Annotated in this window: 13 protein-coding genes; 9 read left to right on the plus strand and 4 right to left on the minus strand. The window is 41.3% G+C overall.

Translation table 11 applies throughout. The features are described 5' to 3' along the window. Positions 1-162: 162 nt before the first annotated feature. On the minus strand, positions 163-849 hold the full coding sequence (bchM, locus tag AACU32_RS16085) for a magnesium protoporphyrin IX methyltransferase (RefSeq protein ID WP_096601091.1): 687 nt from the start codon (positions 847-849) through the stop codon (positions 163-165). Positions 850-1576: 727 nt separating this feature from the next. Here bchM and AACU32_RS16090 point away from each other — a divergent pair. Then, positions 1577-3658 (plus strand): cation:proton antiporter domain-containing protein, encoded by a 2082-nt coding sequence (locus AACU32_RS16090; RefSeq protein ID WP_096601093.1) that lies wholly within the window; start codon positions 1577-1579, stop codon positions 3656-3658. Here the strand turns inward: AACU32_RS16090 and AACU32_RS16095 are convergent. After that, on the minus strand, positions 3638-9463 hold the full coding sequence (locus AACU32_RS16095) for an ATP-binding sensor histidine kinase (protein ID WP_096601095.1): 5826 nt from the start codon (positions 9461-9463) through the stop codon (positions 3638-3640). The genes AACU32_RS16090 and AACU32_RS16095 overlap by 21 nt on opposite strands. A 103-nt stretch (positions 9464-9566) precedes the next feature. After that, positions 9567-10499, minus strand: a complete 933-nt coding sequence (locus AACU32_RS16100) for a LysR family transcriptional regulator (RefSeq protein WP_096601097.1) — start codon at positions 10497-10499, stop codon at positions 9567-9569. Positions 10500-10655: 156 nt separating this feature from the next. Here AACU32_RS16100 and AACU32_RS16105 point away from each other — a divergent pair, with 156 nt between their 5' ends. Beyond that, on the plus strand, positions 10656-11558 hold the full coding sequence (locus AACU32_RS16105) for an aspartoacylase (RefSeq protein WP_339377958.1): 903 nt from the start codon (positions 10656-10658) through the stop codon (positions 11556-11558). A 259-nt stretch (positions 11559-11817) separates the two neighbouring features. On the opposite strand, the gene nagA is transcribed toward AACU32_RS16105, so the two are convergent. Continuing rightward, positions 11818-13014 (minus strand): N-acetylglucosamine-6-phosphate deacetylase, encoded by a 1197-nt coding sequence (gene nagA, locus AACU32_RS16110; RefSeq protein ID WP_096601099.1) that lies wholly within the window; start codon positions 13012-13014, stop codon positions 11818-11820. Between the two features lie 172 nt (positions 13015-13186). On the opposite strand from nagA, the gene purE reads away from it, so the two are divergent. The 7 genes from purE (at position 13187) to AACU32_RS16145 (ending at position 23540) form a co-directional block, all read left to right on the plus strand. Beyond that, complete coding sequence (purE, locus tag AACU32_RS16115; RefSeq protein WP_096601101.1) at positions 13187-13702, plus strand: 5-(carboxyamino)imidazole ribonucleotide mutase; 516 nt, start codon at positions 13187-13189, stop codon at positions 13700-13702. 899 nt (positions 13703-14601) lie between these two features. Further along, the gene (locus AACU32_RS16120; protein ID WP_096608036.1) at positions 14602-16197 is read left to right on the plus strand and encodes an ammonium transporter; all 1596 of its coding nucleotides are present in this window, start codon (positions 14602-14604) and stop codon (positions 16195-16197) included. Between the two features lie 154 nt (positions 16198-16351). After that, a complete protein-coding gene (locus AACU32_RS16125; RefSeq protein WP_096601103.1) occupies positions 16352-16675 on the plus strand; it encodes a YnfA family protein in 324 nt (107 codons plus the stop codon). Positions 16676-17154: 479 nt separating this feature from the next. Next, positions 17155-18552, plus strand: coding sequence for an ammonium transporter (locus AACU32_RS16130; RefSeq protein ID WP_445223227.1), 1398 nt, complete (start codon positions 17155-17157; stop codon positions 18550-18552). A 423-nt stretch (positions 18553-18975) separates the two neighbouring features. Next, the gene (locus tag AACU32_RS16135) at positions 18976-20217 is read left to right on the plus strand and encodes a site-specific integrase (protein ID WP_096601105.1); all 1242 of its coding nucleotides are present in this window, start codon (positions 18976-18978) and stop codon (positions 20215-20217) included. Between the two features lie 262 nt (positions 20218-20479). Continuing rightward, a complete protein-coding gene (locus tag AACU32_RS16140) occupies positions 20480-21844 on the plus strand; it encodes a histidine phosphatase family protein (protein ID WP_096601107.1) in 1365 nt (454 codons plus the stop codon). A 346-nt stretch (positions 21845-22190) separates the two neighbouring features. Beyond that, complete coding sequence (locus AACU32_RS16145) at positions 22191-23540, plus strand: dihydroorotase (RefSeq protein ID WP_096601109.1); 1350 nt, start codon at positions 22191-22193, stop codon at positions 23538-23540. Positions 23541-23627 lie beyond the last annotated feature (87 nt).

The raw sequence follows: 23627 nt of genomic DNA on the forward strand, positions 1-23627 counted from the left end.
ATATCATGTCCGGGTAATTAGTTATGATTCCCATAGTAATTGCACCTCACCCCTCAATCCCCTCCCCTTACCAAGGGGAGGGGAGATAAAGCGACGCTTTGTCGGGGTGGGGTTCTGGGGATTTAGCAAGTAATCAGGCGCAACTCATATCACACTTTTTTATTACTTGCGTGTAGCTTCTAACAGGCGAGAAAAATAGAAGCGAGTTCGAGTCATCGACTGTCGTTGTACGGTAAAGCCATTATTCTCGAGAATTTTCACGACATCAGCCTCACGGTGTAAGTAAGCGCGAGTTGCTTTACTTGGCCCGGGAAAGAAACTGCCAATTTTTTTGAGTAAAGTTAAAGCGCAGGTTTTGGGCGCGAAACTGAGAATTAGCCGTGACTGTGCCAATGAACATAGGTGAGAAATCATCTCATCTGCTTTTTCTTGGGGGTAGTGGATGAGAACATCTAGGCAAATGACTGTGTGGTAGCTACCACTTAAGGATTCTAAATCTTGCACGGCGAAGGTGGGATTTTCATTATTTCCCAAGGTTTGTAAGGCTCTATCTTTGCCCTCAATGACCATTTTTTCGGAAATATCGCTAGCATAGACTTTAGCACCATCTGCCGCCAAGGGAATGCTGAGACTACCAACACCACATCCAGCATCGCAGATTGACAAGGCTGCTAAATTGTTATCAGCTTTCAACCAGCCGATGACTGTATCCACAGTTTGTTGATGTCCGTTGCGGATGTCTAGCTGGACTTTGTTGACTTCTCCATCGCCATATATCCGCTTCCATCGGTCAAACCCTGTGGAATTGAAATATTCACGAACAATCGTTTTATCGTCGGCTGCGTTCATAAAGTTCCATTTCTAAGGTTTCCCAATCCTTAAAATTATCCTTGAAAGAAACCGCCAAGAACGCTTCTGTTTAAAGATTTTTCTATTTTAATTAGGGGCTAGGGCGTGTTTTCAAACTCATTTCTTGAATAAGGGGAGGAGGGGGAGAGGGGGAGACGCGGTGACGCGGAGAGCTTTTTGAACAAATTTTCACCGCGTCGCCGCGTCCCATTGTCCCGTTGTCAGCCTTATGTAGTTGCATTCGATACTTTGAAAACACGCCCTAGGGGCTAGGGCGTGTTTTCAAAGTCGCCGTCACCCTAAAGGGTGCGGCTATATAAACAAAGTCCGCCTGCGCGGACTACGAAAAATTAGGCTTTTTAGCCCACGAAGGTGGGCTTTGTTCGTGTAGCCTCAGGCTTTAGCCTGAAGGCGTTTGGGGTTTGAAAACACGCCCTAGGGATGAGGGGGATGAGGGAGAAATAACTAATGACCTTGACTATTGACCATTGACTATTGACAAAAACGCAGCTTCAGTGGTAGAGAAGATTGATTATTTTTGACCAGAGATATAAAAAATACTAACTTTAGAGAGAATCGTAAATGCGATCGCAACATTTATGCTGTTAACGATTTAATCTTTTATGCCTTCCTTTTGGGTGAATATTTTTTAACTAAGCATTATTGGCTTAAAAAGCATCATCATCTCCCATTGATTAATTTTACTCTTTAGTTTTATTCATTAAAAATGGCACTAAAATCGCTAGTAGATAGTCCGATTATTGCATTTACAATTCTTTTGGCAGTAATCTTGACTGTACCCCCATTATTTGAGCGACTGCGGCTACCTGGCTTAGTTGGTTTATTAGTAGCAGGTGTCATATTAGGAGAAAATGGGTTGGGATTGTTAAACTCTAAATCTGAAACTATCCACTTGCTTTCGGAAATCGGTAAAATTTATTTGATGTTCGTGGCAGGTTTGGAAATTGATTTAGAACAATTCCGCAAAACTAAAAATCGCTCAATTGGTTTTGGAATTTTAACATTTATAGTTCCACTAATTGCTGGGATTATTGCCGGAAGGATATTCAATTTTAGTTGGAATACTAGCCTTTTGATTGGTTCTTTGCTGGCTTCTCATACTCTCTTGGCATATCCAATTGTCAGTCGTCTGGGAGTAGTAAGTAATGAAGCAGTAACAGTCACAATTGGTGCGACAATTTTTACTGACACAGGTGCTTTACTAGTATTAGCAATTTGTGTGGGCATTCACGGTGGGGAATTCTCTGCCCTGAGTTTAGCAACTTTATTAGGTGGGTTAGCAATTTATGCTGTTGTTGTCCTCTTTGGTTTTGATTGGGCTGGAAAACAGTTTTTTCGCCGTTCTGGAGACGAACAAAGTAACCAGTTCTTATTTATCTTACTAGCATTATTTCTAGCCTCTGTGGGAGCGCAAGTCATTGGAGTTGAAAAAATTGTTGGGGCATTTTTAGCAGGTTTAGCAGTCAACGATGTTTTAGGACGCAGTCCAGTTAAAGAAAAAGTTGAATTTATTGGCAGTACATTGTTTATCCCCTGTTTCTTTGTAGACATGGGATTATTGATTGATATTCCCGCATTTCTGAAAACGCTCAGTTCAATTTGGCTGACTGTAGTGATTGTAGTGGCTTTAATTGGCAGCAAATTTATCGCAGCATTCTTAGCTAAATTACTTTACCGATATAACACAGCCCAATTGCTGACGATGTGGTCATTATCACTACCACAAGTAGCAGCGACGTTAGCAGCAGCATTAGTTGCTTATCAAACTGTCAATCCTGCTGGTGAGCGGTTAATTAATGAAGGTGTATTAAATAGTGTAATTGTCCTGATGTTGGTGACTGCGATTCTCGGCCCGGTAATCACAGCTAGAACTGCGACTTTGTTGCAGGTGTCTGAGTCAGATTTAGCAACAGATAAACTGACAACTTGGTGGGAAGATTCTGAGGAGCCGCTGGCAGAAATAAAACCAGAACCATTTACTATCGTAGTACCGATATATAACCCGCAAACTCAACGCTATTTGATAGAAATGGCAGCTTTATTGGCTCGTCATGAATCTGGACGAATTGTGCCATTAGCTATTACCAAAGCTCACATACATATGGATGATCCGCAATTAGTAATAGCGCTGCAAGAAAGTAAGCAAAGACTAAATTTTACCAAAGAAATTAGTCAAGAATTTGCGGTAGAAGTATCACCGGTAATTCGGATTGATGATGATGCAGCGTTAGGAATTAGCCGCACCAGTCGAGAACAAAATGCGAATTTAGTGGTGATGGGTTGGTCGCGGACAACCGGTTTGCGTGCCCGTTTATTTGGTAATGTAATTGATAGCGTCTTTTGGTCTTCTCACTGTCCGGTAGCAGTGACACGTTTGTTAAGCAGCCCTGCAACTATTCAAAGAATTCTTGTCCCAGTTGGTGACTTGACAAAGCAAACCATAGGCGCTGTGCGGTTCGCCCAAATTTTAGCTGATGTCAATCAAGCTGAAGTGGTACTCTTACATGTGAGCGATCGCAAAACACCCCCCAAATTAGTGGAAAAATTTGTCTCGCAATTGTCGGAAATCGTTGATAAAAGCCAGTTACAGGTAAATACCAACATTCAAACAATTAGGGGTGATAATATTGCTAGAGTTATCATTCGCGAAGCCGAGAAATTTGATTTAGCAGTATTACGTTCTGTGCGTTATCGCACAGCAGGTGGATTAGCCGTCAGCTATGTGACAACCGAGGTAATTAGAGAATTGAAATGCTCAATTGTGTTGCTAGGAGAGCCTAATTCCTGAAATGGGTAGTTCAATCAAAAATTCTGTCCCCTCACCCAAAACTGAATTGCACCTCAATTTACCAGCATGAGTTTCTTCAACAATTTGTCTGGCGATCGCCAATCCCAAACCCGTACCTTTACCGACTGCTTTTGTAGTAAATAAATGGTCAAATATTTTGGTGATAATGTCTTCGCCCATTCCCTTACCGTTATCGGCAATGATAATTTTGACTTGATTCTCTGCGAGTGAAGTTTTCACGGTAATTCTGTTAGGACGTGCTTGAATCTCGGCAAAACTGCGCCCATGATTCGTCTCATCTAAGGCATCAATGGCATTTGCCAGAATATTCATGAAAACCTGATTTAATTGCCCAGGAAAACACTCTATTTGCGGTAACTTACCGTATTCAGTTTTCACTTCAATGGCTGGACGTTGCTCGTTAGCTTTGAGGCGATGTTTGAGAATTAAAATTGTACTATCGATGCCTTCATGAATGTTGAATGGTACTTTATAATCTTTATCAGCGCGGGAGAAAGTTCTTAAACTAGTGCTGATATTTTTTAACCGATCGCAAGCCATCACCATTGCATCCATCACTTTGGGTATATCTTCTAAGATATAATCCAAGTCGATTTCTTCAGCATGATCTATGATTTCATTGCTGTGGTTGGGGAAGTTTTCTTGATAAAGTTGTAAATGTGTCACAATATCAGTAATCGTAGGTTTAGCTTGTTTCAAACTACTAGAAATAAAGCCTAATGGATTATTCATTTCATGAGCTACACCTGCAACTAAATTACCCAATGCAGACATTTTTTCACTTTGGACGATTTTTAATTGGGCTTGTTGTAAGTCATCTAAAGCTGTGGTGAGTGCTTGAGATTTTTCGCTCACCGCTTTCTCAGCTTGTCGGCGATCGCTAATATTAATAGTTGTCCCGATTAGACGATAAACTTTGCCTGTTTCGTCTTTTAAGGGACTGAGTGTGGTTAACCACCAAGTTTCCTCTCCATTAAATATGAGACATTCTTCATATGTAACAGCTATTCCAGTTTGGTAACAACGCAGATAGTTTTTATAGACTGCTGTACCTTGATCCTTAGGGTGTAATTCTTGCGGAGTTTTACCCAACACTTGCGCAGCAGGTATACCAACTGCTAATTCACAGGATTTGCTCCATCCTGTATATTCAAATTGCTCGCCATCTCGGACATCAACCACAAAAATCAAACAGCCAACACCTTCGTAAATACTACTAAGAAACTTTTCTCGCTCCTGAAGATGATGATATAATTGAGAGTTATCCAAAGAAATGGCGGCTTGGGCGCAAAGGAATTTTAATACAGAAAGGCGATCGCTAGTAAATACCCCATTCGTCAGTTGGTTTTCTAGGTAGAGAATTCCCAGCAAATGCCCTTGATTAATAATCGGGGTACATAATACACTCTGGGGTTGATGTTCTAGCATATATTTCCCCATCAAACCAGGAATATCTGTTTGGCAATTATTAAGCGCTATTGTTTTTTGCGTATTCTTAACGTAGTAGATAATTTCGTTGGGAATATCTGCACAATTATCTAGTGATTGGGGAGCAAGAAGAGTTTGAATTTCCCGCTCATCAATCCAAGTAATTGCTCGAACTTGCCAAGTATTATCTTGGGGAAGTAGCAGTACAACTTTTTTCGCGCCAGAGTTTTCCAAGATAATGCGGGTGAGACTGGAAATTAGTGTATCTAATTCCAAAGAACTAGAAATAGCAATAGCGGCTTTGAGAACAGAGGTAAAATCCAGAACTTCAGAAATGCTAGTACTATCAGAACTAGAAGTGCGATTCGATGAAGAAACCCCACGAACAGCTAAGGTTTCTAAAGGGTTGAGATTGATTCGTTGTTGCAGCAGGATGGGTTGCAATAGTTGGGGATAGCTTTTTTCTAGGTGATTAACTTTGGCTTTTGCTCCCCAACGAGCGTAGCAGTAGTAAGCATTGATGATGTAAAGTTGAGCAAATTGCTTTTTATCCCAGTCAAGATAAAATTTAGCTGCCAGTTCGTTGGCTAGAGCTTCTTCGTGAATAAATTGATGATCTTGAGCTAGAGAAATTGCTTTGTCATAACATTCAATTGCCGCGATTTTTTCACCTAATACACGCTGTTTTTCTGCCTCAACTAAATACCATTTATGTAAATGATTCATTGGGGCATTTTGCGCCCACTGATGTAAACTAGTTTGATAAGTTTGTGCAAGAGTGAGAATTTCGGCTTGCTGATGCTCTGGCTGTGTGGGAAACAAAGCTAGGTAAGTCAAAGCTGCATAAAAATGGAAAATAGGAACATAAATTAATCCCGATACTGCCATCAAATAAGGCTGGACTTGTTCAATATAATTAATCGCCGCTGAATAATTGCCCCATGAGTAAGCTAGCATTAATTTGTCGATGTACACCATAGCGATCGCTGTCAGCTCATAATCCTGATGGTGTTTTGAAAACATCACTGTTTCATCATAGGCAGTACCAATTAAGCAATCCGGTTGGCTTACCGTTTCTCTCAAATTCTTCACTGTCTGCCACGTTAAATTGAGATAAACTTGAGGAGAAAATTGTTTGATCTCAGCCAAGGCGCTGCTGTAAGTTGTGAGTTCGGATTCGCAAATATCCAGTTCTACCCCACTCAAAAATCTCAAACTGTTATAACCGACGATGCTGTAGCCTGCGCGCAGAAAATCGCCAGTTTCCATACCAATCCGATAGCTATCTTTTAGCGTTTGTGTTGTTGCCAACAAAGCTTCCCGCTGGTGCTGAATAAAATCCCCAAACAGATGTAAAGTCATGGAGTGATATTCTGGTAAATTGAACCGCTCCACTAAATTCAGTGCCAATTTACCAAAGCTGTAGCCCGTTTCCACCTCACCAACAAAATTACACAGTACCAGTCCATGAATCGCATACCCCACCGTCGATGTCGGTGCATTGCCGAACTGAAGTGACAAACTCACCATTTTGGCGCTAAGAAAGGGCAATAAACCAGGCATTCCCACAAAAACTGCGGAAAATAATTTGCTTAAAAGTTGCATTGCTGCCAAGGATGTAGGATTAGTCATTACTGGCAGATCCACTAAGTCTGCAATCTCTCTGTCTTGGAGTTGGCGCGCAATAACTTTTAGAGCTTTGTTTATCTCGCTGGTATCAGATTCCCTAGGCAATTCTACCCCCAATTGTAACAGTCCATTCCTGGCTGTAGCGATCGCCTCTAACATCTGGCTTTGTGCTGTCTGTGCAGCGATTTGAATTGCGTAAATTTTAACTTTGTCTAAAATAGACTTGGCTGCTTGTAACACTATGACTGCCATCTGTTGCATAGCATCAATGTCACCATTCAAATAGGCAACTTCAGCAGCAGCAATATAGAGATTTAAAGTTAATTCGTACTGAGTTTGCCAGCAATTTGTCTGTAATAACTCAATTCCTGTTTGTAAATATACTCTGGCGGCGGCGTAAGCTGTAGAATTTACCGCCTTACCTGCGGCTTGTAAGTTCAGCTGAGCTAATGCTTCTTGTTCACTTGCTTGAGTAATTAACTCTTGTCCTAAATTCAAATGCTCAACAATATCAAAGAGTTTTTCTTCTTGTTCGATAGCCGATAAATTTTGCCGGAGTAACTGACCAATTTTCAGATGAGTTACTGTTTTTTGATCATCAGGAATCAGTGAATAAGCTGCTTGCTGTACTCGGTCATGTAAAAACTTATAAACAACCTTCACTGATTCGGTATCGTTGGTAATTTGTGGTTGATTATCTACCAATAATTCTTGTTGATAAAATTTATAAACATCATTAATTGGGATAATCAAACCTTCTTGTAAAGCTTTCCACAAACAAGCTGCTGTTTCTATCTCTGACTGTTCAGAAACAATTGCTAAAGTTGCCAAATCAAAAGAATTACCAATACAAGCAGCTAACTGCAATACATTTTGCGTTGATGGCGGCAATCTGCGCAATTGAAATGTCATAAAAGCCACGACATCATCGGTAACTGCTTGCTGAGTCACTTGGGTAATGTCACATTCCCAAAAGCTTAATTCCCAGTTAAACTGAAGCAGTTTATCTTGATATAACGCTTTAAGAAATTGGGTGGTAAAAAACGGATTACCTTGTGTTTTCTGAAAGATTAATTGCGAAAGATTCCAGGACAAATCTTTTGAACATTTCAATGTATCCGCCACTAACTGATTGACTTGAACTTGACTTAAAGGTGTGAGAGTAATTGTATTAATTGTGACTAAGGTTTTGGCAAATTCATTTAAAGTTATCATTAAAGGATGGGCGGGGTGAACTTCGCGATCGCGATATGCACCAATGATGAAAAGATGCCCAGTATCAGCTATTAATAATTGCATTAACTTCAGCGATGCTGAATCAGCCCATTGCAAATCATCTAAAAATATCACTAATGGATGTTCAGCAGTAGTAAAGACTTGGGTAAACTTTTGGAATAATAAATTAAAACGATTTTGGGCAGCCGTTGCTGATAATTCTGGTGCTGGTGGTTGCTTACCAATAATGCGTTCTAATTCGGGGATGACTTCAATAATTACCTGTCCATTATCCCCAACAGCCGCTAAAATATTGCGCCGCCATGAATGCATTTGAGCATCGTTATTAGTTAATAATTGCGCCATTAAATCGCGGAAGGCTTGGACAAATGCACTCAAAGGTATATTCCGATGAAATTGGTCAAATTTGCCTTTAATAAAATAGCCTTTCTGCCGGACAATTGGTTTGTGAACTTCGTTGACGACTGCGGTTTTACCAATACCAGAAAACCCAGCAACTAGCATCATTTCTGTAGCACCAAGGCTGACTCTGGCAAATGCTTGCAGCAGGGTTGTAACTTCGGTTTCTCTACCATAAAGTTGATCGGGGATGAGGAAGCGATCGCACACATCCCTTTGAGCTATTGGGAAGTTTTCTATTTTGCCTGTTTCCTTTATTTGAAACCAGCAATTTTCTAAATCTGATTTTAAACCCAATGTACTTTGATAACGCTCTTCGGCATTTTTCGCCATCAATTTGTGAACGATTTCCGAAAGTACAATCGGGATTTGTGGGTTAATTTCATGTACTGGGGTTGCGGTTTTAGCAATATGACAATGTATCAACTCCATTGGATCGTTTGATGGAAATGGTAACTCACCTGTGAGTAATTCATAGAAAGTGACACCAGTTGAATAAAAATCAGTGCGGTAGTCAATACCACGATTCATCCTGCCTGTTTGTTCTGGAGAAATATAAGCTAGTGTCCCTTCTAAAATATTGGGACTGATTAGTGTTTGGGTTTCTCGAGGCAGCAAAGATGCAATACTAAAGTCAATTAATTTAATTTGTTTTGTTTGGGGATTAATTAAAATATTGCTGGGTTTAATATCTTTATGAATAATGCACTCTCGATAGAGTATTTCTAGAGCATTGCATAGGGTGATGGCAATTTGGAAAAAATCTGGGAGAGACTTGGTATTGAATGTTTCTCCAGAGGTAAAATAATCTTTTAAAGAAATGCCCCCAAAATCTTCCATTACCAAGGCGTAACCATTTTGGTAGGTTTCTAAGCCATAGATTTGGATGATTACAGGTGAGTTAAGATTTTTGGCGATGGTGTATTGATTGCGAAATTGCACCAGTTCGCTGAAATTAGGATAGGGATTTTTCAGCAGTTTAATGACTACTGGTAATGCGTCATTTTCTCGATACCCTTGATAAACAAGGGTTCTCGAACCATTGTAGAGCTGTTCACTAAGGTGGTATCCGGAAATATATACTGGAGTCATGCTCTTACCACTAAATCTTGATAAGTTACAGATTTAGTGTTCCCAAACGAGTCTTAAAATGCTCAATTGTATGACTAGCCTAATTCCTGATATTGGAGCTAGGTTAATAGACACCAGGAGAAATTTCTCTGACTACATTGAGGAAATTAAATAAAATTTTTGAGTGATTATCTCGTCGCCAAGCGATCGCCATTTGAAACATCGGCACTTTGCCGATGATTTCTCGATACACAACACCAGTACGCTGAAGATTCATCACATTGGCTGGTAATAATGCTACCCCCATTTCACTCGCAACCAAACCGAGGACTGTTGGCATCCATGTAGCTTCTTGCACTACATTTGGGTGAAATCCGGCTTCTATACAAGCCATTCGCGTCAGTTGATGTAGTGCTGGTACTGTTTCACGACAAGGAAGTATAAAAGGTTCATTGGCAAAATCTGCGAGTTGAACTTGTGGATTATTAGCTAAGGAATGTTGCTGAGGTAGTACCATCACCAGTGGTTCTTTGCTGATAACTTCGTAGGTAAGAACATGGTGCTTGTCCACATCTTGTAAATTGTATAAATTCTCAAAATCTACATCTAGAGTCCGATTTTGCAGTCTTTGGCGACTCTCTTTACATAACAGCTCTTGCAATACTAAATCTACCTGCGGGAATTTCTGACGAAAAACACGGAGAATATCTGGCAACAAACTATTAGAAATCGAAGTATTAATGCCAATGCTTAATCGTCCAATCTCACCCTGCTTTGCTTGTTGAGATAAGTGTTGAAACTGCTCAACTTGTCCTAGGAGGTGTTGTGCTTGTTTCAGAAATACTTTGCCGTAAGATGTTAGTTCCAAGCGAGGGTTACGGACAAACAGTTCTACGCCTAATTCTTCTTCTAGTTGTTGAATTTGTCTGGTGAGATAGGGCTGAGGAATGTGCAGTTCTTTGGCAGCATGACTGAGATTTATATCTTCTTGCTCTGCTAAAAATACAAAACGTTTTAGACGTTCTATATTTATGGGTTTTCGATATTCTGGGTTCATTTTAAACCAGATTTGTTAAAAGTAGATAGATATCATCAAAATTACTACGAATTTTCAACTTATATGCATACCAATTTAGATATAGCCCCATAACTAGATTTATAGTCAGTGACATCCTAAAATTAATTGCAACAATCACTGGAAGAGAAAAATTTGATGACAAACATAATACACTCAATTCAACGAGCGTTAATAGTTGCGGGAGTTCACGGAAATGAACTTAATGGTATTTATGCCCTCAAAAAATTTGTACAGCATCCCGATTTGATACGTCGAAATAGCTTTGAAACTTTGACATTGCTAGCGAATCCCAAAGCATTTGCAGCAGTACGTCGATATATTGATCAAGACCTCAACCGGAGTTTTAGAAAGTCCGATTTACAAGATTTGACGCGCTCTAGTTATGAAGATATCCGAGCCAAAGAAATCAATTATTTATTTGGTGCAAATGGCAAAACTCCGGTTGATGTGATTTTAGATATTCATAGCACAACTGCAAACATGGGCTTAACTGTAATCACCAACGATCGCCCTTTCAACCTGCAATTAGTTGCTTATCTTCAAAGCTTAAAACCTGCGGTAAATATCTACATATTACCTAAGTCGAAAGAATCCTCTAGTTTGCCATCTATTTGTGAATTCGGCTGCACAATTGAAGTGGGAGCAGTAGCTCAAGGCGTTTTACAAGCTGATTGCTTTCAGCAAACTGAAGCCTTGATCATCAATGCTTTAAATTACTTGGAAAAATATAATCGCGGAGAAATTCTACCTTTTGACAACAGCCTCACCATTTATCGCCATCTGGGAACGATTGATTATCCCAAAAATGAATCTGGTGAATTGCAAGCGATGATTCATCCGCAACTTCAGTTTCAAGATTATCAGCCACTTGCTCCAGGACAACCGATGTTTTTAACTTTTGATGGACAGACTATTACTTACGAAGGTGAATTAACTGTGTATCCAGTTTTTATTAACGAAGCTGCTTATTACGAAAAGGGAATTGCTATGTGTTTAACTCAAAAGCAGCTAATTCATAATTATCAATTATCAGATTAGCTACTTACACCAATTATCCAAAATTCAGCGACAGATTCTTAATTTGGAATTTTAAACCTTCGACTACGCTCAGAGTCAAGGCTCTATAGTGCGATCGCTGATTTTATAGGATGAGTGAACGTGCAACCTAACATATTATCTTCAGAAGCTTCTGATTATCTCGAAAGCTTCAAGCGATCGCACTTTCAAATTATCCCATGCTCTTCAAAACAAGATCCCCGAAGGAAAGAAGTCAGGGATCTGAGGGTATGTAGGACTGCTATAATCTCACCCAGTTAAGTTCCTTTGTGGACTCATTCCAATGCCAACGCAATAAATTAGCGGGTTGATGGGGTGCAATTCCTGATAAAGCGATCGCTTTTCTGGGTGCATCGGTGGCTAGTAAAATGGCTGTTTCTACGTCACAAATCCCCCACTTCACCAAGTTCTGCACACCCACCAATAAAGGTAAAGTCGTCCCTGATAAAGTACCATCAGCTAATCTCGCCGTCCCGTTTTTGACTTCTATTTGCCGAATATCCCAAGGATACACCCCATCGGGTAGCCCCAGAGGCGCGAGAGCATCGCTGACGAGAAACAGTCCTTTGGTAGCACGGAGTAAAATTTGCAACATTGTCGGTGCGACATGTTGTCCATCGGCTATAAAACCACACATCACACCAGGATGGGTAATTGCTGCGCCTAATAATCCTGGTTCGCGGTGATGTAATGGTGGCATAGCGTTGAAGGCATGGGTTACCATTGTGGCACCAAGTTCAAAAGCATGTTGCGCTTGGGCTACTGTGGCTTGAGAATGGCCTAAACTGACAGTGATACCCAAAGAACGCAAATATGGGATAACCTCATCAGTGGGATCTAACTCTGGCGCTAGGGTGATGACTTTGACAATCTGGGCATAATCACCCAAAACACGCTTTACTTGCTCAATTGTTAGGGGTAACAGGTATTCTGCTGGATGTGCGCCGCGTTTTTGCGAATTTAAAAATGGCCCTTCTAGATGTACGCCCAGAATTTGAGCATTTAACCTCACCCCTAACCCCTCTCTTTCAAGGAGAGGGGAGGAATTATAATCAGCGATGATCGAAAGCGATCGCTGAATATTTTCTACTGAAGTTGTCACCAATGTCGGTAAAAATCCATCTACACCCATATTACCCAAGAATTGCGCAATTTTTGGCAGCAAGTGGGCATTATCTGCTTGCAATTCTGGAAATGCTAATCCCAATGCGCCGTTAATCTGCAAATCAACACCACCCAAGGAAATCCAATCACCTGCAACATCTAACACTTGCAAGTCTTTTGATGGAAAGCGTTTCAACACAGTACCCATCGTTAAGATATGCTCAATTATGCCCTGTTGATTAATCAAGAGCATTTGCAAGCCTTGGTACCCTGGTACTCGTGCATTGATAATATCTAGATTTGTGGCGATCGCGCTTGGTGTTGCTTTAGTCATCACATTGGCGGGAAAATGGCTAAATCTGATTTTAGTAGGACTTACGCAACTGACACACTAAATTCAGGTTAGGGTTGTCATTTGTCATTTGTCATTTGTGAACAACCAATGACCATTGACCATTAATCCAAAATCCCAAATCCAAAATCCAAAATCCAAAATCTAAAATTCTATGGCTCCCCTTATCGGTATTATCATGGGCAGTGATTCTGACTTGCCCACCATGAAAGACGCGATCGCAGTTTGTGACGAATTTGGTGTTGAGCGCGAAGTGGCGATCGTTTCTGCTCATCGCACCCCAGAACGCATGGTGCAATACGCTCAACTTGCACATCAACGCGGCATTAAGGTGATTATCGCTGGTGCTGGTGGTGCTGCCCATCTTCCGGGAATGGTAGCTTCTTTAACGCCACTTCCAGTAATTGGTGTGCCTGTAGCTACTCGTAACTTGCAAGGTGTAGATTCTTTGTATTCAATTGTACAAATGCCTGCTGGTATACCTGTAGCAACAGTAGCTATAGGTAATGCAAAAAATGCTGGTCTTTTAGCAGTTCAAATTCTCGCTACCCAGCAACCAGAATTACTGGAAAAAGTCCAAAAATACCGACAAACGCTGTCTGAATCAGTCATGGCAAAGCAAGCCAAACTAGAACAACTCGGCTACGAAAAATATTTAGAACTGGATTAAAACTGGAATTGTAAGTAATATTTTATAGCCCAAGCGGAGAGTTAATTGTAATTAAACAACTAAGTATGTCATAAAACTACTGTATTTGTATTGTCATTAATTATGCAATGTAAAGATTAGAACAGCTTTTACGGAACAAAGTTTGTTTAATCTTTTGTATGAAAAATTAATATTTTTTGGTTTTTTTTAATTCTGATGTCAGGAAATGCTGAAATACAGAGAATTCAGTTTGCTGAACTCAAATATTCAGCAGCTCATGTCAGAGGTTAAACAAACAAATCGTATATCCTGATACAGAATTATGTTTTTGGTAACATAGACAATCAATCAAATTTATGAGTGAGTTTATAAAAAACTTGTCTTGAGGAATTACTTGATCTAATTCTTAAAAACAACATTTTATAAATTCAAAACCCACATTTTGTAGAATTCGGAGTTGCCATCATAAGTTAATCCAGTTGTAAATTGAACATTTTTTCATGTTTGTGTAGCGTCTGGGACATTAGTCCTCTGTGATCAAGTTATGAGCGGAGGCTTTTGGCGGTAAAATTTTGCGCTTTCTGCTTTGTTAACACCAATGACTAATGACAAAGGATAATCTGCATGAATCAATGTCCAGTTTAGTTAAAAATTAAAGATTTAGTGAAAACAGCTTGACTGATTGTTGTCGAAGCTACATAATAATTGTTTCTTTCAACTCATCCCAAAATTTGCCAAGTTATTTACAAAAGTAGCAATAGTTTCCTAAACTTTTATTTAGGTTATTTGAGTTTCTGGTTGGCAAACTAATTGCTTGCATCACAAATGTCAAAAATGTCTTGATGAAAATTCAAGCCTTAGTTTTGCGTGCTGACATATTTATCCCATTAAGAATGGTTTGGAGTAAAATGTTCAACTTCATGCACAAGCAGAAATTAAAAACAAAAAATAGGCGTAGGTCTGTAAAGGCCTTCTCTAAAACTGCACAATCTACATCAAAAATTAACTTATTCACAACAATTAAGCGACTGTCTCCCAATTGGCAAGCTTGCCTGTCTTTAGCTGCGTTAATAGTCTTGGGATGGGGCTATGCAGCAGTTGCCCAGACTCCAGCAGCAGGGCCAACAACAGCAGAACTAAAAGTGGCGATTGACACGTTGTGGGTAGCGATCGCCGCCTTTTTGGTATTCTTCATGAACGCTGGTTTTTGTATGTTAGAAACCGGCTTCTGTCGCCAAAAAAATGCGGTTAACGTGCTGGCTAAAAACTTGATTGTATTTGCCTTATCGACAGTCGCGTTTTGGGCAATTGGTTTTGGCTTAATGTTTGGCGATGGTAATGACTTTATTGGACTGAATGGATTTTTCCTCGCAGGTGCAGATAACAGTCCCGCTACTGGTGATGCCTACAAAGGTGTTTTTAGCGCTCTCAATTGGACAGGAATTCCTTTAGCAGGTAAGTTTTTATTTCAGTTAGTGTTCGCCGGAACAGCCGCCACGATTGTTTCTGGTGCGGTTGCAGAACGAATTAAGTTTGTTGACTTCTTAGTTTTCAGCCTATTACTTGTTGGTATTGCCTACCCCATTACCGGACACTGGATTTGGGGTGCAGGTTGGCTGGCTGATATGGGTTTTTGGGATTTTGCTGGTTCGACAGTCGTTCACTCAGTCGGTGGCTGGGCGGCTTTAATGGGAGCAGCATTTCTCGGTCCCCGCATTGGTAAATATCAAGATCGGCAAGTTGTCGCCCTCCCCGGTCACAACATGAGTATTGCCACCTTAGGCTGTTTAATTCTGTGGCTGGGTTGGTTTGGTTTTAACCCTGGTTCAGTCATGGCTGCCGATCCTGGCGCAATTACTCACATTGCGTTAACAACCAACATGGCAGGAGCAGTTGGTGGGATTGCGGCGACAGTAACAGCTTGGCTGTACCTAGGCAAACCAGATTTATCAATGATTATCAACGGGATTTTGGCTGGCTTGGTCGCTATCACTGCACCTTGTGCTTACGTTAACATTGGCAGTTCCGTGGTCATTGGCTTAATTGCGGGAATATTAGTAGTTTTCTCTGTTCCCTTCTTTGACAAACTCGGCATTGACGACCCAGTAGGAGCAACTTCGGTTCACCTAGTTTGTGGTGTTTGGGGAACTCTAGCCGTTGGTCTATTTGCGGTTGGGCCTGGTGGCTATCCTTGGATGGTTGACTTAGCTGGTAAACCAATAGGGCCGCATGGTTTATTCTTTGGTGGTCACTTCGGTACATTAATTCCGCAAATAGTTGGCATTCTTTCTGTAGGTGGTATCACTGTCCTCCTCAGTAGTGTATTTTGGTTAGCACTAAAAGCTACTTTGGGTATCCGTGTATCTCGCCAAGAAGAGTTGGAAGGCTTGGATATTGGCGAACACGGTATGGAAGCCTATAGCGGATTTATCACAGAAACTAACACAGATGGATTTTCTCAAGGTTATAGTTCTGGAGAAATTCCCCAAGGTAGTGATTTACCAAATACCCTTTAAGCTGATTCCATAGTTTAGAGGAATGGTCTTTCCCCCCTTGTTGTAAATTTCGAGTCTGTTGGTTTTATAAGATAAAAACCTACCCCTGTAGCTTTTATCCTGATACAGGTGGTAGGATTTTTTTTTAAAATTTCACAACTCAAAAATTGCGCCAATGATTAAGTCCCTGTTTTATTTTTTATGGGCTGGTTTATTTGAAATAGGAGGTGGTTACTTAATATGGTTATGGTTACGGCAAGGTAAGTCTATTTGGTGGGGGATATGGGGTGGAATCGCTTTAGCTATTTATGGGATCATCGCTACCCTCCAACCGGCAAATTTTGGTAGAGTTTATGCTGCTTATGGTGGTGTATTTATAACTATGGCAATGCTTTGGGGATGGAAGGTAGATGGTGTAGCTCCAGATAGATACGACTTAATTGGAGCCTGTTTAAGCTTAGTTAGTGTTTTCGTTATTATGTATGCACGCAGAATATAGACATTCGATTTTGATTGATTCTTAAACTACTAGCTGAGGCTGCTTGAGGCTATAGGTAATAGATTTTTTGACGCATGATTGAGAATTGCTATAGCAGAATTGATGTCTGAGATAAAAATAAAAATTCACACAAAAATTACTTACTTTGCTGTTAACGCTAATGAGAAATTTTCTGAATTATCAATTATTACTAGTTGCTGAGTTTTTGATAGGAACGACTCGATACCATAAAAAGCAAAAAAGTTTCTAGAATTTAAAAAAAAATTACATTAATTAAATATAAAAATGTAATTTTTGCATCTTTATCTAATAATTGAACATTTCGCAACTGCAATTAGTATTATATTTTTATAAACCTTTCTAAATAACTAAAGTTGATGAACTGAATAGAGATTAGGGTATAAAAAAGTACTCTATTGTCGAGAATGAACTCAACAATGTTGGTGATCGGGGACAAAAAAGTGTTGAAGAAAGTTGTAATGATTGGGGCTATGACCCTAATACTGCTGGGAGGCCCGCTAATGGGCAATGCTTTAGCCCAAGCGGCTGCTACTCCTCCTCCTACTGCCGATACAGGAGATACAGCATTTATGCTGATATCAGCAGCACTAGTGCTACTGATGACACCAGGACTGGCATTTTTCTATGGGGGGTTTGTGCGATCGCGCAATGTCCTAAACACATTGATGATGAGCTTTGTGTTGATGGCGATCGTCGGAGTGACCTGGATTCTGTGGGGTTATAGCCTTTCCTTTGCACCGGGAACGCCGTTTATCGGTGGATTGCAATGGCTAGGGTTGAATGGCGTTGGCTTAGAGGTCACAGATTATCTCAAAGGTTCCAACCCGCCTGAGGTTGTTTCCTATGCGGGGACAATACCTCACCAAGCATTCATGATCTATCAAGCCATGTTTGCCATCATCACCCCAGCCTTAATTTCTGGGGCGATCGCCGAACGGATGAGCTTTAAAGCTTATGCTCTGTTTGTGTTGCTGTGGTCAACCTTTGTTTACACCCCCCTAGCGCACATGGTTTGGGCTAAAGGTGGATTTTTGGGCTTGTATGGTGGTTTAGGTGCCCTTGACTTTGCTGGTGGTACAGTAGTTCACATCAGTTCAGGTGTTTCGGCGCTGGTCGCCGCGATCGTTTTGGGCCCCCGGAAAAACCATCCCGATCGTCTCAGTCCACCACACAACGTTCCCTTTATTTTGTTGGGTGCGGGCTTGCTCTGGTTTGGCTGGTTCGGCTTTAATGCTGGAAGTGCCTTGTCTGCTGCTGGTGGAACTTCGGGAAACTTAGTCACAAATGTAGCCACCACAGCCTTTGTAGCCACCAATACAGCAGCAGCCGCAGCAGCTTTAATGTGGTTGATTCTGGAAGCAGCTTTACGCGGTAAACCCACCGCAGTGGGAGCAGCTACAGGAGCCGTTGCTGGTTTAGTGGGGATTACCCCAGCAGCTGGCTTTGTGACTCCCTTGTCAGCGATTTTTATTGGTTTCATCACCGCTTTTATTTGCTTCTATGCTGTAAGTTTCAAGCACAAATTACAAGTTGACGATGCCTTAGATACTTACCCAGTGCATGGCGTTGGTGGTACAGTCGGTGCAATTTTAACAGCCATCTTTGCCACCGTAGAAGTCAACGGAGGCGGTAAAGACGGCGTATTGAAAGGTAATTTTGGCGAATTAGGAGTTGAACTAGCCGCCATTGTTATTGCCTATATTATTGCCGCCGTGGGGACTTGGATCATTCTGAAGATTATTGATGCTACAGTCGGTCTGCGCGTCAAAGAAGAAGCTGAACAACAAGGTCTAGATATTAACGAACACGGAGAAGAAGGTTACAACTCCGAGTTTAGCGATCGCATTAACGTTTGATAGTCAACAGCAACAATTGCTCTTAAGATCCCCGACTTCTTAAACAAGTCGGGGATCTTAATTTAACTTTAAAGGATGTGTAAGCCTCAAAAACCTAACCCCCCTACCCCCCCTTTCCTACAAGGGAATGGGGATTATTCACTGTTAAGCCATAGCGAGAAATTAATTGTGAAAGAATCGCTTGGGGATGGTATCGCAGAGGAACGCGAATGCAGATATACCTGTCTGTGGTTCAATTACCACCGAAACTGATGTAATTCCTCAAATTAAGAGAATTTCACTCTTTATGTAAGACAACGCAAAGATACCTCGTGCGATCGCCGCGCTACTCTGGAAATTTATCTATTTTGCCTGTGAAGAAAATAGCGGTATTCAGCACTAAGGAATTTCCCATAAACAAATTGGGTAGATGAGCAAGAAGCGATGGGCTTTCTTTCTCCCCCTGTAGTCTGTAAAATTAGTCCTTTAGAAATACTTGAGGAATATGGGTTAAGAGCAAAATTAAGATTAGTCAGAGATGCTGTAGCAGCAGTCAATGACCAATCACCACCTAAACCTGAACTGTCACTTCTAGAAATCTGGGATATGTACTGCGAGTACAGAACTGACTTGAGAGAAACTGTTTACTTGGGGAAATACCAGGGAAGGTACAAAAACTACCTCAAATCAGCAATTGAAGCTACTAAATCTGAGGATGCTATCAAGATCAGAAATTGGTTGATAGAGAATAGAGACTTAGAAACAATCAAATTGTTGTTCTCTAATCTTTCAAAAGCTTATCAGCTAGGAATTAAAAATAAATTACTAGTTCATAACCCTTATGACGGTTTAGCGGAAGAAATAGGAAAAATAGGCGCTAAGAGTAGACAACAAAGTGAGATTGGGACTGATAACGATACGGATGATTTAACCAAAGCTTATACCTGGGATGAGGCACAAGCAATACTCGAATGCCTTCAGGATAAATACCCTCACTGGCACAGTTTCCTTAAATTCAAGTTCCTAACAGGCTGTAGAACTGGTGAAGCAATAGGCTTGATGTGGTGTGACGTTGAATGGGATAAAGAACGAGTTTTGATTAGGAGAACATACGACAGAATAACCAAAAAGTTCTACCCCTTAAAGAACGATAAAACCTATAAAGGTGAGGATGTTAGAAAGTTCCCTATGCCCAAAGACGGGAAACTTTGGAATCTACTAAAGTCAATACCCCAAGGTGAACTCAACGACATAGTACTTAAAAGTAAGACGGGAAAAATAATTGATGAAACAGGTTTTAGTCAAATTTGGCGCGGAAGAAAGCACCTTAACCGCAAGGGAATTATCCCTGACTTGGTAGAGCAAGGCTTACTCAGTAAATACCTTAGTCCATATAACACACGTCATACTTTCATCAATCACGCTATTCATGACTTAGGAATACCTGAGAAAGTTGTGTGTTATATGTGTGGTCACAAACCAGATGTAAGCAATAAGCATTATCAAGATGAGGCGATATTCATGAAGGGAATCAACCCAGAGATACCATACAGTCAGCAACAGTTTGCGGAAGTTCAGATTGATAACCAACAATCCAAAATTGAATTACTTGAGGAACAAATAAGACAACAGCAGGAAGCAATGAGAAAACTGCAAGAGCAACTTGAACAAATGAAAAATCAATAAAACAAAATCAACTAAGGTTATAGAATTTCGTTTTTCTATAACCCGACGACTATTTTGGCGACGGTACGGGAAGGTTAGTGTGGTTGTCTGGGATTTATCAGAAAAGATATCTGATAAAATTTACCATGCACTCTACATCTGACGAGCATTCATTGAGCATGATACTTGGTATAAAAGTATGCTCATATACTCGTCTCAGATACTCAAAATAGGACTTTTAAGCACTTTTTGAGCATTATTCCTAAGTTGGAGGCTGAAAGTATTGAAAAATAAAGGTTTAAAAGTCATCATTGTACGCCACGGTCAAAGTAGCTATAACACCGAGCGGCGTATCCAAGGGCGCATTGATGCGTCGCAATTGACTGAAAAAGGTCAAAATCAAGCTACCCAATTAGGCAAAGCCCTCAGCAGTATTTTATTTAACGCGATTTACAGCAGTCCCTTACGGCGAGCCAAACAAACAGCAGAAATTATCCATAGTGAGTTAGCAATTCCAACGGGAACACCTGCTGTTGTACAAACTTCTGATAAATTGCTGGAAATAGACCTGCCTTTGTGGGAGAAAATGCTCACGGCTGAGGTCAAAGAAAAGTATGCTGAAGACTACAAAACTTGGCACGAACGTCCCGACGAATTCCGGATGTTATTAGAAGATGCAGCGGGAACCAAAGAACATTTTCCTGTCCTCTCTTTGTATGCACAGGCGCGAGAGTTTTGGCAAGAAATTTTACCCCATCATCAAGGCGAAACCATTTTGATCGTGGGGCATAACGGTATTAATCGCGCCTTAATTAGCACAGCCCTAGGCATTTCTCCCAGTCGCTACCATTCTATTCAACAATCTAACTGTGGCATTACTGTATTAAATTTTGCTGGTGGTTTGGCAGATCCAGTTCAACTAGAGTCGCTAAATCAGACGCAACATACAGGAGAGACTCTGCCGACATTTCGCCCAGGTCATCAAGGAATACGATTGTTGCTTGTACGTCATGGGGAAACAGAGTGGAATCGCCAAACCAGATTTCAAGGACAAATTGACGTTCCGCTCAACGACAACGGCAGAAAACAGGCGCAAAAAGCTGGAGAATTTCTGCAAGATGTCGCCATTGACTTTGCTGTTAGCAGCTCAATGCAACGTCCCAAAGAAACAGCAGAGATAATTTTGCAGCACCATCCTAGTGTAAAGTTGGAATTGCAAGATGGTTTAAGGGAAATCAGCCACGGACTTTGGGAAGGAAAATTAGAAGCAGAAATAGAACAAGAATTTCCCGGCGAATTGGAACGCTGGCGGACAGAACCAGCAGCAGTCCAAATGCCAGAAGGGGAAAATTTACAACAAGTGTGGGAACGTAGCGTTACCGCTTGGCAGTCAATTGTGCAAGCAGCAGCAAACAATCAACTCAAAACTGGAATAGTAGTGGCTCACGACGCTACTAACAAGACTTTACTATGTCACATTTTGGGTTTACCAACAGACAGCTTCTGGAATTTCCGCCAGGGTAACGGCGCGGTCAGCGTCATTGATTATCCATCTGGATTAGATGGTTTACCAGTGCTGCAAGCAATGAATATCACCACTCACTTAAGTGGTGGCGTGTTCGATAAAACCGCAGCTGGAGCATTGTAGAGGTCAACTGAAGGCGCTCAGTATTAAGTAGGGGCGGGTTCACAGATATCCTCAATTATTCACGATATTTTGGATAAACCCGCCCGTATGAAATTACCCCACCTACGCGACTTCGTGGAAGTCAAAATTAAAGAATTTCACTTTTGACTTTTGACTTCCCAAAGGGCGTTAGCGTAGCGGGACGAAGTCCAGCTTGTACCAATTCTCACTTCATCCTAGCCTGCGGCAAGCCGCTCCGCGTCTACATCCTTTATCCTTTCTTCGGTCAGTGCTAAACTGTCGGTCAAAAGATAGATCCCAATAGACAAACAGTTGACGCACTCATAAGTAATAGCTGATAGCTCACATGACAACTGAATTGCTACAACAAGTACGGGTGATAGACCCGGTTTCTGGAACAGACGAACTAGTGGATGTGCTAATTGCTGATAATTATATCCAAGCGATCGCCCCGCACATTACCGATATCAATTCCGATACTCAAATTAGAGATTGTCGGGGATTAGTTCTAGGGACGGGATTAGTGGATTTGTACAGCCACTCTGGCGAACCGGGGTTTGAAGAACGGGAAACCCTCTCATCGCTGTTGCAAGCGGCGGCGGCTGGCGGCTTTACCAGAGTCAGCATCTTACCCAAAACATCTCCACCTATCGATAACCCGGCGCTTGTGGCACAGTTGCAGAACATAAGCAGGGGACAAGGGGGACAAGGAGACAAGGAGACAAGGAGACGCGGAGAAGTTGTTAATAACATCCCCGCGTCACCCCGTCTCTCACTCTCCGCGTCTTTTCCTCTCCCCCATCTGCAAATCTGGGGTGCGATTACCTTGGATTTGGCGGGAAAGCAGTTAACAGAATTAGCCGATTTAGCTACGGCGGGGGTTGTTGGATTTACTGATGCTAAGCCTTGGGAAAATTTGGGGCTGGTGAGGCGGGTGTTAGAATATCTACTACCTTTGAACATACCAGTAGCTTTTTGGCCTTGTGACCAGCAATTAGCCGCTAATGGGGTGATGCGCGAAGGGGCAGATGCGATTCGTCTGGGGTTACCACCGATACCAGAGAGTGCAGAAACTGCTGCGATCGCATCTTTATTGGAATTAATCGCCGCCACAGGTAATTCCCATGTGCATATTATGCGTGTTTCTACGGCGCGGAGTGTAGAATTAATTGCATCTGCCAAGGCATCTGGTTTACCAATCACCGCCAGTACTACCTGGATGCATTTGTTATTAGATACCAAAGCTGTTAAGAGTTATCACACAAGCTTGCATTTAGATCCACCATTGGGTACGCCTAGGGATGTAGCGGCGTTACGGGAAGGAGTACGAACAGGAATTATCGATGCGATCGCGATCGATCATGCACCATTCACCTACGAAGAAAAAGTCCAAGCCTTTGCAGAATCACCACCGGGAGCAATAGGCTATGAGTTAGCATTACCATTGTTATGGCAACATCTTGTAGAAACAGGGGAATTCACAGCATTAGAATTATGGCGTGCTTTGAGTACCCGTCCAGCAGAGTGTTTGAGACAGCAAATCACAGGGTTAACAGCAAATCAAAAAGCCGAATTAACTCTTTTTGATCCGCAGCAAAGCTGGAAAGTTGAGAGCAAAAATCTGCATACACTTTCTAGTAATACACCTTGGCTAGGACAACAATTGCAAGGTCGTGTTATTCAAATTTGGTGTTAGTATGGGCGGGGTTTTCCCGCCTTTAATACCAATTTAATGTGAAGTTGCACATATCTAGATCCCCCTAAATCCCCCTTAAAAAGGGGG

The organism is Calothrix sp. NIES-2100 (assembly GCF_963875285.1).
Classification (GTDB): domain Bacteria; phylum Cyanobacteriota; class Cyanobacteriia; order Cyanobacteriales; family Nostocaceae; genus Aulosira.

Bases quoted from the DNA above. Each gene is read 5' to 3' on its own strand.
- bchM (WP_096601091.1), bottom strand. From the start codon at position 849: ATGAACGCAGCCGACGATAAAACGATTGTTCGTGAATATTTCAATTCC.
- AACU32_RS16120 (WP_096608036.1), top strand. From the start codon at position 14,602: ATGCACAAGCAGAAATTAAAAACAAAAAATAGGCGTAGGTCTGTAAAG.
- AACU32_RS16105 (WP_339377958.1), top strand. From the start codon at position 10,656: ATGACAAACATAATACACTCAATTCAACGAGCGTTAATAGTTGCGGGA.
- AACU32_RS16100 (WP_096601097.1), bottom strand. From the start codon at position 10,499: ATGAACCCAGAATATCGAAAACCCATAAATATAGAACGTCTAAAACGT.
- AACU32_RS16145 (WP_096601109.1), top strand. From the start codon at position 22,191: ATGACAACTGAATTGCTACAACAAGTACGGGTGATAGACCCGGTTTCT.
- AACU32_RS16135 (WP_096601105.1), top strand. From the start codon at position 18,976: ATGGGCTTTCTTTCTCCCCCTGTAGTCTGTAAAATTAGTCCTTTAGAA.
- purE (WP_096601101.1), top strand. From the start codon at position 13,187: ATGGCTCCCCTTATCGGTATTATCATGGGCAGTGATTCTGACTTGCCC.
- AACU32_RS16095 (WP_096601095.1), bottom strand. From the start codon at position 9,463: ATGACTCCAGTATATATTTCCGGATACCACCTTAGTGAACAGCTCTAC.
- AACU32_RS16090 (WP_096601093.1), top strand. From the start codon at position 1,577: ATGGCACTAAAATCGCTAGTAGATAGTCCGATTATTGCATTTACAATT.
- AACU32_RS16130 (WP_445223227.1), top strand. From the start codon at position 17,155: ATGATTGGGGCTATGACCCTAATACTGCTGGGAGGCCCGCTAATGGGC.
- nagA (WP_096601099.1), bottom strand. From the start codon at position 13,014: ATGACTAAAGCAACACCAAGCGCGATCGCCACAAATCTAGATATTATC.
- AACU32_RS16125 (WP_096601103.1), top strand. From the start codon at position 16,352: ATGATTAAGTCCCTGTTTTATTTTTTATGGGCTGGTTTATTTGAAATA.